This is a genomic window from Aeromonas sp. FDAARGOS 1403, from assembly GCF_019047325.1.
GTDB lineage: Bacteria > Pseudomonadota > Gammaproteobacteria > Enterobacterales > Aeromonadaceae > Aeromonas > Aeromonas dhakensis.
Map to the genome: position 1 here is coordinate 2,824,191 of NZ_CP077249.1, position 17,067 is coordinate 2,841,257.

The following is a 17,067-nucleotide window of genomic DNA, read 5'->3' on the forward strand; positions in this document are numbered from 1 at the left end:
ACCCCACGCTTTGTGTTAGCATGACCCCACGTTTTCAGCTTTTCCCCTGATCTCATGTCTCAATCTGATCTGAACCACGTCGATGTGGCCATCGTCGGTGGTGGAATGAGCGGCGCCGTGCTGGCGCTCTCCCTCGCGGCCCTGCCAGGGCCCAAGCCCCTGCAGATCCTGCTGCTGGAGGCGAGCGCTCCCGAGCTCAATGCACACCCCGGCTTCGATGCCCGCGCCATCGCGCTCTCCGCCGGCACCTGCGAGGCGCTGACCCGGCACGGGCTCTGGCCCCGTTTTGCCCCCCATTGCAGCCCCATCACCCGCATTCATGTGTCGGATCGGGGCCACTTCGGCCAGGCCGGATTGACGGCTGCCGAGTATGGCCTGTCTGCCCTCGGCCAGGTGATCGAGCTGTCGGCGGCGGGCATCGAGTTGCAACAGGCGATCGCCGCCTGCCCGCAGATCCGCATGCTGTGCCCGGCCCAGCTCGAACGGGTGGAGCCGCTGACGGAGGGGGTGAACCTGACTTTGGCGGACGGCGAGCGTTATCAGACCCGTCTGCTGGTGGCGGCCGATGGCGGCAACTCCTTCGTGCGCCAGCAGTGCAAGCTGGCGGTGAGCCGTCACGACTACGGCCAGAGCGCCATCATCGCCACCGTCAAGACGGCCGAGGATCCGGCCGGTCAAGCATTCGAGCGTTTCACCCAAGGGGGACCGCTGGCCCTGCTGCCGATGCAGGGGGGGCTCTCCTCCCTGGTCTGGAGCGTGGCGCGGGATGAGGCGCCAGCCTTGATGGCGCTCGATGACGCCGCGTTTCTGACCCGCCTGCAGCAGGCCTTCGGCTGGCGCCTCGGCCGCTTCCTGCAAACCGGCCAGCGCCACGTCTATCCGCTGGTGCTGACGGTGGCCGACTACCCGCTGGCGCAGCGCACCGTGCTGGTGGGCAACGCCGCCCATCTGCTGCACCCCATCGCCGGCCAGGGCTTCAACCTCGGCATGCGCGATTTGGACCTGCTCACCCGCGCCGTCGGTCAGGCCCTGGCGGCGGGGGAGGATATCGGCAGCTTCAAGGTGCTAAACGGTTACTGGCAGCAGCGCAAGGGGGATCAGGCGCAGACGGTCTGGCTCACCTCCTCGCTGGCCCAGCTCTTCTCCAATGAGCACGACCCGCTGGTGGCGGGCCGCAACCTGGCGCTCTCCCTGATGGGGCGGCTGGCTTGCCTCAAGGCACCGCTGGCCTCCCGCACCCTGGGCTTTGTTGCCGACCTGTGCCGCCCCTGAGACGGGTCACAGCTTGCGTATTGAAGGGGTCAGCCTGCGGGCGTGCCCTCGCTGATCCCGGCGATCAGCCCTGAAAGGATATAAAACGATGCAGATGCAAAACGTGGATGTGGTGATTGTGGGGGGCGGCATGGTGGGCCTGGGGCTCGCCGCCGCGCTCAAGGGGAGTGCGCTCAAGGTGGCCGTGGTCGAGGGCCAGCTGCCGACCCCCGCGCTTGACGAGGCGCCGGACAACCGGGTCAGCGCCCTGAGTCTGGCCAGCCAGCGCATCCTGCAGCAGGTGGGGGCTTGGCGCGGCATTGAGGCCCGCCGCCTGCAGCCCTACGTGCAGATGGAGGTGTGGGAGCAGGACAGCTTTGGCCGGATTGCCTTTGATGCCGCCAGCCTGCGTCAGTCCGAGCTCGGCCACATCGTCGAGAACCGGGTCATCCAGCTGGCGCTGCTGGACGCTATCGAGGGGGCCAACAACATCCAGCTGCTGAGCCCGGCCCGGGCGAGCAGCCTGCAAAGCGGCGAGGCGGGCTCCCTGCTGCTGCTGGAAGATGGCCGCGCGCTGTCGGCCAAACTGGTGGTGGCGGCCGATGGTGCCCACTCCTGGGTCCGTCGGCAGGCTGACATTCCGCTCACCAGCTGGGATTACGGCCACCATGCCCTGGTGGCGACGGTACGTTGTGCCGAGCCCCACGAGGCGGTGGCGCGTCAGATCTTCACCCCCGAGGGGCCGCTCGCCTTCCTGCCCCTGTGGCAACCGGATCTCTGCTCCATCGTCTGGTCGCTGCCGGCCGCTCGTGCCGAGGCGCTCTGTCAGTGCGACGACGAGCAGTTCAACCGCCAGCTCACCACCGCGTTCGACGGCCGCCTCGGCCTGTGCCAGGTGGAAGGGGCGCGCAGCGCCATCCCGCTCACCGCCCGCTATGCCCGTGACTTTGCCCGCGAACGGCTGGTGCTGGTGGGGGATGCCGCTCACACCATACACCCGCTGGCGGGGCAGGGGGTCAACCTGGGGCTGCTGGACGCCGCCGCCCTGGCCGAGCAGATCCTGCGCAATCAGGCGGCGGGCAAGGATATCGGTCTGCTCGCCAACCTGCGCGGCTACGAACGCTGGCGCAAGAGCGAGGCGGCCAGCATGCTGGCTGCGATGGAGGGGCTCAAGCGGCTGTTTGCCGGTGCCAACCCGCTCAAGAAGCTGGTGCGCGGGGCGGGCCTGTGCGCCTTCGACCTGTTGACGCCGCTCAAGCAAAGCGTGATCCGGGCCGCCATGGGGTTAGAGGGTGAGTTGCCGGCCTTGGCCAAGGGGAACAATTTGCCGACCCGGCCGAAGTAAGAGGATGATCCGGGCCGCCATGGGGCTGGAGGGAGAGTTGCCCGCTCTGGCCAAGGGTGAAAAAATCTAATAATACTCGGGTGTTTTCACAACAAAACTAATGTGAGGAGGCTGATGACCCGGTTTGGGCATCAGCCTTTAATCTGGGCTGGCAGCGAAACGTTTTTCTCCAAATTGTGACGAAACGGTAAAAATCGAAATTTAATATCGTCATTACCGAGTTTGGTCTGTTTTTATCACTGTTTTTACCTTAGTGTCTGGAGTCTGTTGACTGGCGGTGGATTAGTTTTTTTTGAGCGGCATGCGCGTCCGCTTGGCATATAATCCGCTGCGTTCAAGGAATCACTCCGGCCTTGCGGGCCGGAACGAGCACAGACTCAGGCACTCTCTGCTCTTGCTGCGACCCCGGTGAACCGCCGGAGGGCGGCCGGGCGGGGCGGATCGTGAGTGTTGTCGCGAACGCTTAAGGAAACACAGCGATGATCCAGACTACAGTACTGCATCCCAAGCACCTGGAAGCCGGCGCCAAGATGGTGGACTTTCACGGTTGGGAAATGCCCATCAACTACGGCTCACAGCTGGAAGAGCACCATCAGGTGCGCACCGATGCCGGCATGTTCGACGTCTCCCACATGACCATCGTCGATTTGACCGGCGAGCGGGTCAAAGCCTTCCTGCAACACCTGCTGGCCAACGACGTGGCCAAGCTCACCCTCTTTGGCAAGGCCCTCTACAGCGGCATGCTGACCCCGGAAGGCGGCGTCATCGACGACCTCATCACCTATTACCTTGGCGAGACCTTCTACCGCCTGGTGGTCAACTCCGCCACCCGCGAGAAGGATCTGGCCTGGATCCGCCACCATGCCCAGGACTTCGGGGTGATCGTGACCGAGCGCCCAGAGCTCGCCATGATCGCGGTGCAGGGGCCCAACGCCAAGGCCAAGGCGGCCAAGGTGTTCAGCGCCGAACAAAATGCCGCACTGGAAGGCATGAAGCCCTTCTTCGGCGTGCAGGCCGGCGAGCTTTTCATCGCCACCACCGGCTACACAGGTGAAGACGGCTACGAGATCGTGGTGCCGCAAGAGCAGGCGTGCGATCTGTGGCAGGCGCTGCTGGACAACGGCGTGGCCCCTTGCGGCTTGGGTGCCCGTGACACCTTGCGCCTCGAGGCCGGCATGAACCTCTACGGCCAGGACATGGACGAAACCGTCTCTCCGCTGGCCGCCAACATGGCCTGGACCATCGCCTGGGAACCCAGCGATCGCCAGTTCATCGGCCGCGCCGCGCTGGAAGCCCAGAAAGCCGCCGGCAGCCAGCCCAAACTGGTGGGCCTGGTAATGGAAGAGAAGGGCGTGCTGCGCAGCGGCATGCCGGTCACCTTCACCACCGCCGCTGGAGAAGAGCGGGAAGGTGTGATCACCTCCGGCTCTTTCTCGCCCACTCTGGGCTACAGTATTGCCCTGGCGCGGGTGCCCCGTGATATCGGCGAGCAGGCCTCGGTGGAGATCCGCAAGAAGCTGGTCACCGTGAAAGTGACCAAGCCGGCTTTCGTGCGCAACGGCCAGAAGCTGGTATAACGACCCCATTGCGGCGAAGGGACTGCCCTTCGCCAGACCCCCTTGCCCCGGCAACGCCTGTCGAACGCGCCGGGGACAAGTGATCCAAGTGATCCAAGTGAATAAAGGAAGCACAAATGAGCCATATCCCGAGCGAACTGAAATATGCCACCTCCCACGAGTGGATCCGTGTCGAAGCCAACGGCGAGGCCGTGGTCGGTATCACCGAGCACGCCCAGGAGCTGCTGGGTGACATGGTGTTCGTCGATCTGCCGGAAGTGGGCAAGCAGGTCGGTGCCGGTGATGACTGCGCCGTGGCCGAGTCGGTCAAGGCCGCCTCTGACATCTACAGCCCGGTGAGCGGCGAGATCCTGGCCGTCAACGAAGAGCTGGAAGGCAGCCCCGAGCTGGTCAACTCCGACCCCTACGGTGCCGGCTGGCTGTTCCGCATCAAGCTGGACGACGCGGGCGAGCTCGCCAACCTGCTGGATGCCGAAGGCTACCAGAACGTGGTGGACGAAGAGTAATGCCCCCGGGCCCTGCCAATCGCGCAGGGCCCGTTTGTATGCATGCCCGTCGGCCAGGAGGCCGGCCGGCGAGGGTGAAGTCGTCCGTCCCGGTTTGCCCACGGCCAACCGGACAGCCGCAAGACGACCCCCTGTCGCTATGAGCGACATCCGGTGCCGGCAGGGGCCACCCTGCCACCCGAACATGAGTGAAGCCGGCCGAGGCCGGCTGTCAGGCACTTAGTTATCAGGACTTTTTATCAGGAATAGGGAAATGACCCAGTCACTGTTTGAACTCGAGCAAAAAACCGATTTCATCCGCCGTCACATCGGGCCGGGTGAGGAAGATCTGCGCGCCCTGCTGGCCGTGGTGGGCGCCGAGAGCCTGGACGATCTGATTGAGCAGACGGTCCCCGCCGCCATTCGCCGGCCGGGCCCGCTCGGCATCGGTGCCTCCATGACCGAAGTGGAAGCGCTGGCCAAGCTCAAGGGCTATGCCGCCCAGAACAAGGTGGCCAAGAGCTACATCGGCATGGGCTATCACGACACCCACGTGCCCCACGTCATCCTGCGCAACGTGCTGGAAAATCCGGGCTGGTACACCGCCTACACCCCGTACCAGCCCGAGCTGGCACAGGGTCGTCTCGAAGCCCTGCTCAACTTCCAGCAGCTGACCCTGGATCTCACCGGCATGGATCTGGCCAGTGCCTCCCTGCTGGATGAAGCCACCGCCGCCGCCGAGGCGATGGCGCTGGCCAAGCGGATGGCCAAGTCCAAATCCCACCTCTTCTTCGTGGCCGACGACGTGCACCCTCAGGTGATCGACGTGGTCAAGGAGCGGGCGGTTCACTTCGGCTTTGACGTGGCAGTCGGCCCGGCCGAGCAGGCCTGCGCCGAAGAGGTGTTCGGTGCCCTGTTCCAGTACCCCACCACCACGGGGGAAGTGAAAGATCTGCGGGCGCTTATCGCCGCGGTGCAGGCCCAGAAAGGGCTGGCCTGCGTCAGCGCCGACATCTTGTCGCTCCTGCTGCTCAAATCCCCGGGCGAGCTGGGGGCCGACGTGGTGCTGGGCTCGGCTCAGCGCTTCGGCGTGCCCATGGGCTACGGTGGCCCCCACGCCGCCTTCTTCGCCACCCGCGATGCCTACAAGCGCTCCATGCCGGGCCGCATCATCGGCGTCTCCAAGGATGCCCGTGGCAAGGCCGCCCTGCGCATGGCGATGCAGACCCGCGAGCAGCACATCCGCCGCGAGAAGGCCAACTCCAACATCTGTACCGCCCAGGTGCTGCTGGCCAACATGGCGAGCTTCTACGCCGTCTACCACGGCCCGGTGGGACTGAAAACCATCGCTTCCCGCGTGCACCGTCTGACCACCATTCTGGCGCTCGGTCTGAAGGCCAAGGGCGTGGCCCTCAAGCATGCCAGCTGGTTCGATACCCTGACTGTGCTGACGGGCGAGAAGGCTGCGCTCATTGCCAAGGCCGAAGGGCTCGGCATCAACCTGCGCGCGGATCTGGACGGTGCGGTGGGTGTCTCCCTCTCCGAGACCACCACCCGTGGCGATGTGGCCGAGCTGTTCGATCTGTTCCTGGGCACAGGGCACGGTCTGGACATCGAGGCCCTCGACAAGGCGGCCCAGGCCCATCACGCCATCCCGCAGGATCTGCTGCGCACCGACGCCGTGCTGACCCACGAGGTGTTCAACAAGTACCACTCCGAGACCGAGATGCTGCGCTACATCCACCGTCTCGAAGCCAAAGATCTGGCCCTCAACTACGCCATGATTTCGCTCGGCTCCTGCACCATGAAGCTCAATGCCACCGCCGAGATGATCCCGGTGACCTGGCCCGAGTTTGGCAAGCTGCACCCGTTCGCCCCGCTGGCCCAGGCCAAGGGTTATCAGCTGCTGCTGGCCGACCTCGAAAACTGGCTGGTGAAGGTGACCGGTTACGATGCGGTCTGCATGCAGCCCAACTCCGGCGCCCAGGGCGAATACGCCGGCCTGCTCGCCATCAAGAAGTACCACGAGTCCCGCGGCGAGGGGCATCGCGACATCTGCCTCATTCCGGCGTCCGCGCACGGTACCAACCCGGCCTCCGCCCAGATGGCGGGCCTGCGGGTCATCGTCACCGCCTGTGACAAGTCGGGTAACGTGGATCTGGACGATCTGCGCGCCAAGGCCGCCGAGGCGGGGGATCAGCTTAGCTGCCTGATGGTGACCTACCCCTCCACCCACGGGGTGTACGAGGAGACCATCAAGGAGGTGTGCGACATCGTTCACCAGCACGGTGGTCAGGTTTACCTGGACGGTGCCAACATGAACGCGCAAGTCGGGCTGACGGCGCCGGGCTTTATCGGGGCGGACGTGTCGCACCTCAACCTGCACAAGACCTTCGCCATCCCTCACGGCGGTGGCGGCCCGGGCATGGGCCCCATCGGCGTGAAGAAACACCTGGCGCCGTTCGTGGCCGGTCACGCCGTGGTCAAGACCGACAAGGAGAGTCGCAACAACGGCGCCGTGTCGGCGGCACCGTTCGGCTCGGCCAGTATCCTGCCCATCAGCTGGATGTATATCGCCATGCTGGGCGACGAGGGGCTGAAGAAATCCACTCAGGTGGCCATCCTCAACGCCAACTACCTGGCCAAGAAGCTGGGTGAATCCTTCCCCGTGCTCTACTCCGGGCGCAACGGTCGGGTGGCTCACGAGTGTATCCTGGATATCCGCCCGCTCAAAGAAGCGTCCGGCATCAGCGAGATGGATGTGGCCAAGCGCCTGATGGACTACGGCTTCCACGCGCCGACCATGAGCTTCCCGGTAGCGGGCACCCTGATGGTCGAACCGACCGAGTCGGAATCCAAGCGCGAGCTGGACCGCTTCGTGGAGGCGATGACCGCCATCCGTGCCGAGATCGCCAAGGTGCAGGACGGCCACTGGAGCCTCGCCGACAACCCCCTGGTGCATGCTCCGCATACTCAGGATGACGTGATGGACGCTGAGTGGAATCGTGGCTACAGCCGCGCCGAGGCGGTGTTCCCGTCGGACGCCGTGCGCGCCGCCAAGCTGTGGCCGTCGGTCAACCGCATCGACGACGTCTACGGCGATCGCAACCTGTTCTGCTCCTGCATCCCGACCGAGGACTACGCCAAGTAAGCGCAGAGGTGCTCAGCGTGACCTGGTAAACAATGACCTGGTAAAAAAGGCCCTGCATCGGCAGGGCCTGGTCGGGCAATAGGGCTGAGCAGAGCTATCAAGGTGTCAAAATCCGAAACCCGTTGGCGGGTTTCGGATTTTTTTATGGGCATTTGGTAGACCCGGAACCAGGGCCTGCCGGCTTATCTGCTCTGCTGCTGCGTCGTCAACACCTGGGCTATGCCTGCCAGTATGGGGGCGGCGTAGTCGAAGAAGTGCTTGATCCCGGGGCAGAGGTAGTTCAGGCCAAGCTCGCCATCCGGGGCCCTGACCAGGCGATTCTTGGGGCATTCGCCCCAGCAGAGCGTCAGGTAGGGGCACTGGCGGCAATATTCGGGCAGACTGTCCCGCTTGGACATGCCAAAGGCCTCCTGGCGGGTGGAGAAGGCCATGTGGCTCAAGGGGCGCTGTTTGATATCCCCCAGCCGGTACTCCGGATAGACGAAGTGATCGCAGGAGAAGACGCTGCCATCGTGCTCGATGGCCAGGGCCTTGCCGCAAAACTCGGCGGTGACGCAGAGCTGGGAGGGGTATCCCATGGTCTGGGCCACGGCGGTTTCGAACAGATTGACCAGTACGCGCCCCAGGTCGTTGTTGACCCACTCCTCGAACACGGTTGCCAGAAAGGTGCCCCAGTCATCGGGATCCACCGACCAGTCAGTGACGATCGACATGGGGTGACCGGGTTTGCTCAGCTCGCTGCCGACCAGGGGCAGCATGCTGTCGTTCCAGAATTGCGGGGCCGTGCGTTTGAAGTCGCTGGCCTCGACGCAGGGGGTGAACTGGATGTAGCTGGCCCCCAGCTCCCGGGTCAGAAAGCGATACACCTCGAGGGGATATTTTGCATTGTGCCGGTTGATGACGGTCAGGGCATTGAAGGGAACCTGATGCTGGCGCAGCAGCGCGGCCGCCGCCATCACCAGATCGAAGGTGGGTTTGCCGCTGCGGGTCACCCGGTATTTGTCGTGCAGTGCGCGGGGCCCGTCGATGGAGAGACCAACCAGAAAGCCGTGTTCCTTGAGAAACCGGCACCACTCGTCATTGAGCAGGATGCCGTTGGTCTGCAGGTCGTTGCGGATGCTGACCCCGGGCGGGCAATGCTGTTGTTGCAGCGCCACTATCCGGCGAAAGTAGTCGATGCCGAGCAGGGTCGGTTCACCGCCCTGCCAGGAGAAGACGATCTCGTCGCCATCCTGCCCCTCTATGTAGCTGCGGATGAAGGTCTCCAGCGTCTCTTCATCCATCCTGGGTTGTCTCGGTTGATGGAGCAGATCTTCCTTGTGCAGGTAGAAGCAATATTGGCAATCAATGTTGCACTTGGAGCCACCCGGTTTGGCCATGACGTGGAAGCGGCGGGCATAGGCGCCGCTGCTGTCACGGCTGGCGGTTTTGAGCGGGGTGACGTCCAGGTGCGTGGTGTCACGGGTCCGGATCTTGTTCATCGTTACTCTGCTGGTGGCGGCGGGCGAGGTCGGTCCGGGGTGGGTGCCTGACGAGGTGCCCAGCTCTGCCGCATGAAGAAGATGGCGGAGGGATAACCCTCCGCCGCGTGGTTTACTGCTGAGTTTTCTGCATGGCTTCCTGAATGACCTTGGCCATGTCGAAGGTGGTACTCCCCTGAACCGGCGGATACTTGACCAGGGTGTTGACGTGCTCGCCGACCATCTCGCTGACCGGTGCCAGCATCCAGGACATCTTCTGCAACAAGTGGCCGTTGGCATCGACGGAGTCGTAACTCTCGAACGGATCGGCTCTCAGGTTGTAGAGCTTGGGCTTGGAGAGCGGGGTGAGGTTGTCATAGTAGTTTTCGGCCACCGCGAAGTGGAACTTCCAGGGGCCGACTCGCACCGCAGAGAGCTTGTCCTCGAAGTAGTAGAAGATGGAGTCGCGAGCCGACTCCTTGCTCTTGCCTTCCCAGTAGGCGAGGTTGTTGACGCCATCTATGTACTGCTTCTTCTCGTCCATCATCTTCTTGTTGACGTCGGGGACACCCGCTGCCGCCGCCAGGGTGGTGAAGAGATCCTGGTGACCCTGGATGCCGTTGAGCACGCCACCCGCCGGGATCTGGGCCGGCCAGCGCGCCATCATGGGCACCCGGACGCCCCCCTCATAGGTGGTCATCTTCTCGCCGCGAAACGGCGTGGTGGCGCCATAAGGCCAGGAGGAGTGTTCCGGACCGTTGTCGGTGGTATAGATGACGATGGTGTTCTCTTTCAGCCCCCGTTTTTCCAGCTCGTCGAGCAGATAGCCGATGTCGCTGTCGTGCTGCATCATGCCGCTGCCATGGTAGTCGTATTCGCTGGTGTACTGCTCGGCTGCGTAGCGCCACTTGTCGTTGAGACGGGTATAGAGGTGCATGCGGCTGGTGTTGACCCAGGTGAAGAAGGGCTTGTCTTCCTTGATCGAGCCGTCGATGAACTTGAGGGCGGCCGGGATCATCTCGGCGCGGTCGAACTCCTTCATCCGCTCCTGACCCAGCGGGCCGGTATCGGTGCACTTCTGTTTGCCGACTTCGCCGAAACGCGGGTCAACCGTCTTGTCTTCGGTCTCGGTGGCATAGCAGTGCAGGACGCCGCGGGTACCGAACTTCTTGCTGTACGCCTCGAGCGAGCCTGAATACTGTTTGGCAAAATTCTGGTAATCCCGTTGCTCGTGTTCTTCCTGGGTATTGAGGTGATAGAGGTTGCCGAAGAATTCGTCGAAGCCGTGGACGGTCGGCAGGGCAAAGTTGTGATCCCCCAGGTGGTTCTTGCCGAACTGACCGGTCTTGTAGCCGACGGCTTTGAGCACTTCGGCCAGAGACGGGGACTCTTTCTTCAGGCCCAGGGCGCCACCTGGCATGGCAACCGTCGTCATGCCGGAGCGAATGGGGTACTGGCCGGTCAGGAAGGCGGCGCGGCCCGCCGTCGAACTCGGCTGGGCGTAGTGATCGGTGAACTTGATCCCCTCCTTGGCGATCCGGTCGATGTTGGGGGTGGTGTAACCCATGGTGCCCATGCCATAGGCGCTGACGTTCTGCCAGCCGATGTCGTCACCGAAGATGACCACTATGTTCGGTTTATCCGTTTTTGCCATGACGCCGGCAGAGAGGATCATGCTCACCGCCGCCGATATTTTCCCTAGTTGCATCTTTTCGCTCCGTGTAGGCTCAGAAAAAAACCTCGTTGGCCGAACGACTTGAGCATTCATGACACGGCGGCCCGTTGAGCCCGGGGGCCTCATGCGAAGAATGACGCGGCAAGCCCCCAGCTTATTACTTAACCGTCAACTAATAACCTGAATGTCAGTTGTGCCGTGTGCAGAGTGTGATGGCGATCCCATGTCGCCGAGCAGACCTGCGTGATCGAGTTGTGCGTGGCAGGCGTGGCAGGAAAAGGGTGAGGCGCCTCTTTATTCCGGTGCCATGACAGGTCAATCTGGTCAGATAGATGATGTGCCACCCGCTCAGAAGGGGGGCATGGGTCTGTGCCCGCTGCGACCGGATGACCACGAGGTGCATCGGTATGGGGGCGCTGGCAAGCAGCGCAGCAGCGCCATCAGGTGGCGACATGGCAGGAGAGAGGAATGGACAATACCGAACGATTTTCAGCTCGCGTTGAGGCTTATGTGAAATACCGCCCCGGCTACCCGCCGGCCATGCTGGACTTTCTGGCCGATGAACTGGCCATGGGACCCGCTAGCCAGGTGGCCGACATAGGAGCGGGCACCGGTATCCTGACGGCGCTGCTGGCCCCTCGGGTGGAGCGGGTCTGGGCAGTGGAGCCGAATCAGGAGATGCGCGAGGCGGCGCAGCAGTTGCTGGCCGGGGTTGCCAATGTCGGCTGGTCTGACGGCCGGGCCGAGGTCACCGGTCTGCCGGATGGCTGTGTGGATCTCATCACAGTGGCCCAGGCGTTTCACTGGTTCGATCGTCCCGCCTTCAAGCAGGAGTGTCGGCGCCTGCTAAAGCCAGGTGGCAGAGTGGCCCTTATCTGGAACGACAGGCTGACTGACACCCCGTTTCTCAAGGCCTACGAGGCGGGGCTGCGCACCTATTCGGGGGACTATGCGGAGGTCAATCATCGCAATCTGGGGGAGGCGGATTTTGCCGCCTTCTTCGAGGGAGATTACCGGCTCGAGCGCTTCGCCAACCGTCAGCTGTTCGATCTCGACGGGGTGCTGGGGCGGCTCAACTCTTCCTCCTATGCCCCGGTGGCCGGTTCGCAGGCCCATACCGAGTTGACGGCGCTGATTGCCCAGGAATTTGAGCGCCACGCCGTCAACGGCGTGATTGCCTTCAACTACAACACCCTGCTCTACAGCGGCCGGGTGTAGCCGGGTCAGATAAAAGCGGCCCCTCGCATCCGGGACGAGGGGCCGCAAGGGGGCAGGGCAATTGGCTCGCTGCCAGTGGGTTGCCGCCGGGCTAACCCTTGTTCAGGCCCAGCATGGCCATCGCCTTGGCCAGGGTATCGACGGATTCCTGATGCTTGCCCGCATTGTGCAGCGCTTCGCCTTCGGCACGCAGTTTCTTCACCTGTGCCAGTTGCTCGGTGCTCAGCGGCGGAGACTTGGCCAGGGCATCGTCAATCTTCTTCATGTCGGCGGGACAGTGAAAGGCGAGCACACTGCCGGTAAAGAGCAGGGTTAACAGAAACAGGGCTGGTTTCATCTTGATTACCTCGCTGGTGGACATCAGCAAGGATAGACCTCACCGCCGCCCTTGTGTTGGCCGGCATCGCAACTCAATTCACTCTGCGAGAGGGGCTGAGTTCTGCCTCTCAGACGCGGCCAGGGGCAATGCGGGGAAAGGAGAGGGTAAAGCAGCTGCCTTTGCCCGGCGCCGAGCGAGCCGTCAGGCCACCACCCAGCACCGAGGTGGCGATGCGGCGGCAGATGGAGAGCCCCAGTCCGGAGCCCCCCTTGCCCAGGGTGGTGGTAAAGAAGGGATCGAAGATGTGGGCCAGTACGTTGGGCGCCATGCCGCGACCGTTGTCCAGCACTTCCAGATGAATGGATTGTTGGTCCTGATGGGCCCGGATCTCGATGCGTCCATCCTGGCGATCCCCGATGCCATGGAGGAGGGCGTTGTGGATCAGGTTGAGCAGCACCTGGCTGAGGGGGCCCGGGTAGCTGTCGCAGAGCAGCTCCTCGTCGATGAGATTGTGCAGCACGACCTGCTCAAACCCGGGGCCGGCCTTGAGGTTGGCCAGGTTGTCGTCGATGAGGCGCCTGAGATCGAAGCTGCGCCGGCTCTCCGAGGTCTGCTCGATGGCCACCTGCTTGAAGCTGCTGATCAGCTTGGCCGACTGGGTGATGGCCTGCAGGGCCAGCTCGCTCATCTCCTGGCTGGCGTGCACAAACTCCTCCAGCGTGGTGCGACGGATAGTCTGAGCCCCCAGCTGGGCGGCCAGCTGCCGGGTTTGCTCCTGCAGGGCCGTGGTGGCGATCAGGGCGTTGCCGATGGGGGTGTTCAGCTCATGGGAGATGCCGGCCACCATGGCTCCCAGCGCCGCCAGGGTTTCGGTGTGGATGAGCTCCTCCTGGGTTTTTTTCAGACTGTCGAGGGTGTGGGTCAACTGCGACTTGTGCTGCTCCAGCTCTTCTTGCGTCTCTTGCAGACGAATATTGTCGTAGAGGGTGTGCATGCCCTGCTGCACCGAATCACGAAACTGCAGGAGCAGTTGCCGGTAGAGGCCGCCGTAGTCGTTCTCCTCCCGGCTCAGCACGCAGATGGTGCCGAAGAGTCTGCCATCGGGCCAGCAGAGCGGCAGACCGCAATAGGAGATCATGCCGACTTTGATGTCCGGATTGTGCTGCCATTCGGGATCCTTGAGGGCATTGGGCACCAGGAGCTCCTGGCGGGTATCCATGACCCGTTCGCAATAGAGGCCGGAGTCGAGGTGCTCGCGGGCCCCGGCCGGATAGCAGTTGTCCGGCGTCTGGCTGGTGATGAACACTTCTATCTCGCGAGGGTGTACCCGCATGATGAGCCCGGCCGGCACGTGAAACAGCTCAGCCATCAGGTTGACGGTCTTCTGCCAGGAGAGACGCAGGGAGTCCGGGATCTCGAACTCGGGGGCGATCGGGTACTTGGATAGGCTCGCAGACATGAAGGCGTTCCTGTTTGCTGGGGCTGGGGTGAGTGGACTGTATTCCCATTCTAGTTGTCCGGCGCGGGCCCTGCGTGTCATGAGTTGACTGATCCCGCGGGGTTGAAGCGAGCGGGAAGCAAACGGTACCATGACTGTTTTGCTCACAATTGCGCCAACCAGGGAGACCCCATGACACTCGCAAGGTTCCTCTCACCCCTGACCAGCCTGGTGATCTTCATTCTGGGTCACGGCATGTTCAACACCCTGCTGACGGTGCGCCTCTCTGCCGAGCAGGTATCGGCCCAGGCCATCGGCCTGGTCTCGGCCGCCTATTTCGGCGGTCTGGTGCTGGGGGCCTTCGTCAATGCCCGCCTCATCATCCGGGTGGGCCATATCCGGGCCTATGCGGCCTATGCCTCCCTGCTCTGCTTTCTGTTTCTGCTGCACGGCATGGTGGTGGAGCCGCTCAGCTGGGCGGCGCTGCGGCTGGTGGGTGGCTTTGCCACCGGCGGCCTGTTCGTGGTGCTGGAGTCCTGGATGCTGGTCTCCAGCACCCCGGCCAACCGGGGCCGGCTGATGTCCCTCTACATGATCCTGCTCTACGGCTCCCTGGCGCTGGGACAGCTGCTGCTCAAGTGGGTGGATCCCATGGTGCTGACCCCGTTCGCCCTGTGCGCCATGGCGGCGACCCTGTCGGTGATCCCGCTGGCTATCTCCCGGGTGGCGACCCCTGCCATGGTGGCGCCCCAGCCGGTCGGCGTCTTGGAGCTGGTGCGGCTCACTCCGGCGGGGATGGGCAGCAGCTTTACCTCCGGTCTGGTGCTGGGGGCCATCTATGGCCTGCTACCGCTCTATTTCACCGACAGCGGCTCGTCCCTCTCCCAGGTGGCGGAGATGATGGCGCTGGTGATCCTGGGGGGCATGTGCCTGCAGTACCCCATCGGTCGCCTCTCCGATCGTTACGACAGGCGAGGGGTGATCCTGCTGCTCGGCGCCGTCTTGGCGCTGCTGGCCCTGTTGATGGTGCTGCTGCCGGATGCCTGGCGCGGCCCCGCCGAGGGGGGGCTGGTGTTCCTGCTGGGAGGAATGGCGTTCTCCATCTATCCCCTGAGCCTCAGTCACGCCTGCGACGAGCTGCGCCCGGATCAGGTGCTGGGGGCCAATCAGGGGCTGCTGCTCGCCTACAGCCTGGGGGCCATGACCGGGCCGCTGCTGGCACCGTTTGTCATGGCGCAGTTCGGGCCAGAGGGGCTGTTCGTCTACTTTGCCCTCTGCGGTCTGCTGCTGGCAGGCTATCTCGGCTGGCGCAAGCGGCAGCGGGCCCCCATTCCGCTGGCCGATCATCAGGTCTTCATCCCGGTGCCGCCCAATACCCCCATGACGGCGGAGCTGGAGCCCAGAACGGATCTGGACGGGGAGGCGGTGCCCGCCAGCTATGCCACGCCCGAGCCGGATGAGGTCCAACCGTCGAAAGCCGGCTGAGCCTTTTCGCACCGATAAAAAAAGCCGACTCTGTGAGTCGGCTTTTTGTCCATCTGGTCGCTATCAGGCGGTCACGGCGTCGGCCTTGGTCGCAGCGGCTTCTGGCGCCGGGTTGCGAATGAGGTAATCAAACGCCCCCAGCGCGGCGGTCGCCCCTGCGCCCATGGAGATGATGATCTGCTTGAACGGCACTGTGGTGGCATCCCCTGCGGCGTAGACGCCGGGCAGGGAGGTGGCGCCCTTGGTGTCGATCTCTATTTCGCCAAAGCGGGTCAGGGCCACTTCGCTCCCTTTGAGGAACTCGGTGTTCGGCACCAGGCCTATCTGGACGAAGATGCCGGCCACCGCCAGGTGCTTGATCTCGCCTGTGGTGCGATCTTCGTAATCCATGCCCACCACCTTGCTGCCATCACCGATCACTTCGGTGGTGCGGGCACTCATGATGATGTCGATGTTGCCCATGGAGCGGGCCTTCTTCTGCAGCACCTCGTCGGCACGCAGGGTGTCGGCGAACTCCACCACGGTGACGTGTTCGACGATGCCTGCCAAGTCGATGGCCGCCTCGATGCCGGAGTTGCCGCCACCGATCACGGCAACCCGCTTGCCCTTGAAGAAGGGGCCGTCACAGTGCGGGCAGTAGGCCACGCCCTTGGTGCGGTACTCGAGCTCGCCCGGCACGTTCAGATCGCGCCAGCGGGCACCGGTCGCCAGGATCACGGCGCGGCTCTTCAAGGTGGCGCCAGAGGCGAGATCCACGTTGACGTAGCCATCACGGCTGATGGCGGCGGCGCGCTGCTCGGTGATCACTTCCACGCCGTACTGCTTGACGTGCTGCTCCAGGCTGGCGGCCAGCTTGGGGCCTTCGGTGTAGGGCACGGAGATGAAGTTCTCGATGCCGACGGTGTCCATCACCTGGCCACCGAAACGCTCGGCGACGATGGCGGTGCGAATGCCTTTGCGGGCGGCATAGATGGCCGCTGCGGCGCCGGCCGGGCCACCACCGACAACCAGCACGTCGTAGGGGGCTTTTTCGTTGAGTTCTTCAGCCTTGCGTTCGGCGGCGCCGGTGTCGAGCTTGGCGACGATCTCTTCGAGCGAAATGCGGCCCTGGCTGAACGGCTGACCGTTCAGGTAGACGTTCGGTACCGCCATGATCTGGCGCTCGTTGACCTCGTCCTGGAACAGGGCGCCGTCGATCATGGTGTGGGTGATGCCGGGGTTCAGGGTCGCCATCAGGTTGAGCGCCTGCACCACGTCCGGGCAGTTGTGGCAAGAGAGCGAAATATAGGTCTCGAAGTGGAACTCGCCCTTCAGATTGCGGATCTGCTCCTGCACGGCCGCATCGGCCTTGGAGGGGTGACCGCCGCTTTGCAGCAGGGCAAGCACCAGGGAGGTGAATTCATGACCCATGGGGATGCCGGCAAAATGAACGCGCGGGGCTTGGCCCTTCGGCGCGACGCTCATGGAAGGCTTGCGGGCATTGGTGCCAGAGGTCTGGGTAATCTTGGGGGACATCTCGGCGATCTCGCTGGCCAATGCCAGCAGTTCGGCGGATTTGTCGCTGTCGTTGCCGGACACGCTGATCTCGATGGGATTGACGATGTACTGCAAGTAACCGTTGAGTTGTTGTTTGAGGTTGGTATCTAACATGGTCGAATTCCTT

General features: G+C 63.6%; 12 protein-coding genes. 7 read left to right on the forward strand and 5 right to left on the reverse strand.

From position 1 onward, the window contains the following. Nucleotides 1–54: 54 nt before the first annotated feature. The 5 genes from ubiH (at nucleotide 55) to gcvP (ending at nucleotide 7,809) form a co-directional block, all read left to right on the forward strand. Nucleotides 55–1,272 carry a 2-octaprenyl-6-methoxyphenyl hydroxylase gene (gene ubiH / locus I6L33_RS13370; RefSeq protein WP_216972684.1) on the forward strand — a complete coding sequence of 406 codons (1,218 nt, stop codon included), beginning with the start codon at nucleotides 55–57 and terminating at the stop codon, nucleotides 1,270–1,272. Between the two features lie 88 nt (nucleotides 1,273–1,360). Further along, nucleotides 1,361–2,596, forward strand: a complete 1,236-nt coding sequence (locus I6L33_RS13375; protein WP_216972685.1) for an FAD-dependent 2-octaprenylphenol hydroxylase — start codon at nucleotides 1,361–1,363, stop codon at nucleotides 2,594–2,596. 479 nt (nucleotides 2,597–3,075) lie between these two features. Further along, on the forward strand, nucleotides 3,076–4,173 hold the full coding sequence (gcvT, locus tag I6L33_RS13380) for a glycine cleavage system aminomethyltransferase GcvT (RefSeq protein WP_216972686.1): 1,098 nt from the start codon (nucleotides 3,076–3,078) through the stop codon (nucleotides 4,171–4,173). A 116-nt stretch (nucleotides 4,174–4,289) separates the two neighbouring features. Further along, on the forward strand, nucleotides 4,290–4,679 hold the full coding sequence (gcvH, locus tag I6L33_RS13385) for a glycine cleavage system protein GcvH (RefSeq protein ID WP_010634317.1): 390 nt from the start codon (nucleotides 4,290–4,292) through the stop codon (nucleotides 4,677–4,679). A gap of 253 nt (nucleotides 4,680–4,932) precedes the next feature. Continuing rightward, nucleotides 4,933–7,809, forward strand: a complete 2,877-nt coding sequence (gene gcvP, locus I6L33_RS13390; RefSeq protein ID WP_216972687.1) for an aminomethyl-transferring glycine dehydrogenase — start codon at nucleotides 4,933–4,935, stop codon at nucleotides 7,807–7,809. Between the two features lie 182 nt (nucleotides 7,810–7,991). Here the strand turns inward: gcvP and I6L33_RS13395 are convergent, their stop codons facing one another. Continuing rightward, nucleotides 7,992–9,290: an anaerobic sulfatase maturase gene (locus tag I6L33_RS13395; protein ID WP_216972688.1), complete on the reverse strand. Its 1,299-nt coding sequence runs from the start codon at nucleotides 9,288–9,290 to the stop codon at nucleotides 7,992–7,994. A 112-nt stretch (nucleotides 9,291–9,402) separates the two neighbouring features. After that, the gene (locus tag I6L33_RS13400) at nucleotides 9,403–10,944 is read right to left on the reverse strand and encodes an arylsulfatase (RefSeq protein WP_017765927.1); all 1,542 of its coding nucleotides are present in this window, start codon (nucleotides 10,942–10,944) and stop codon (nucleotides 9,403–9,405) included. A 468-nt stretch (nucleotides 10,945–11,412) separates the two neighbouring features. On the opposite strand from I6L33_RS13400, the gene I6L33_RS13405 reads away from it, so the two are divergent. Continuing rightward, complete coding sequence (locus I6L33_RS13405) at nucleotides 11,413–12,162, forward strand: class I SAM-dependent methyltransferase (protein WP_216972689.1); 750 nt, start codon at nucleotides 11,413–11,415, stop codon at nucleotides 12,160–12,162. A gap of 91 nt (nucleotides 12,163–12,253) precedes the next feature. Here the strand turns inward: I6L33_RS13405 and I6L33_RS13410 are convergent, their stop codons facing one another. Both I6L33_RS13410 and I6L33_RS13415 read right to left on the reverse strand, forming a co-directional pair. Further along, nucleotides 12,254–12,499, reverse strand: a complete 246-nt coding sequence (locus tag I6L33_RS13410) for a hypothetical protein (protein ID WP_005299713.1) — start codon at nucleotides 12,497–12,499, stop codon at nucleotides 12,254–12,256. 109 nt (nucleotides 12,500–12,608) lie between these two features. Beyond that, on the reverse strand, nucleotides 12,609–13,940 hold the full coding sequence (locus tag I6L33_RS13415) for a GAF domain-containing sensor histidine kinase (RefSeq protein ID WP_005299715.1): 1,332 nt from the start codon (nucleotides 13,938–13,940) through the stop codon (nucleotides 12,609–12,611). A 171-nt stretch (nucleotides 13,941–14,111) separates the two neighbouring features. On the opposite strand from I6L33_RS13415, the gene I6L33_RS13420 reads away from it, so the two are divergent. Beyond that, nucleotides 14,112–15,404: an MFS transporter gene (locus I6L33_RS13420; RefSeq protein ID WP_099358398.1), complete on the forward strand. Its 1,293-nt coding sequence runs from the start codon at nucleotides 14,112–14,114 to the stop codon at nucleotides 15,402–15,404. A gap of 63 nt (nucleotides 15,405–15,467) precedes the next feature. Here I6L33_RS13420 and ahpF read toward each other — a convergent pair whose 3' ends face one another. Then, on the reverse strand, nucleotides 15,468–17,054 hold the full coding sequence (gene ahpF / locus I6L33_RS13425; protein WP_025201838.1) for an alkyl hydroperoxide reductase subunit F: 1,587 nt from the start codon (nucleotides 17,052–17,054) through the stop codon (nucleotides 15,468–15,470). Nucleotides 17,055–17,067: the final 13 nt, after the last annotated feature.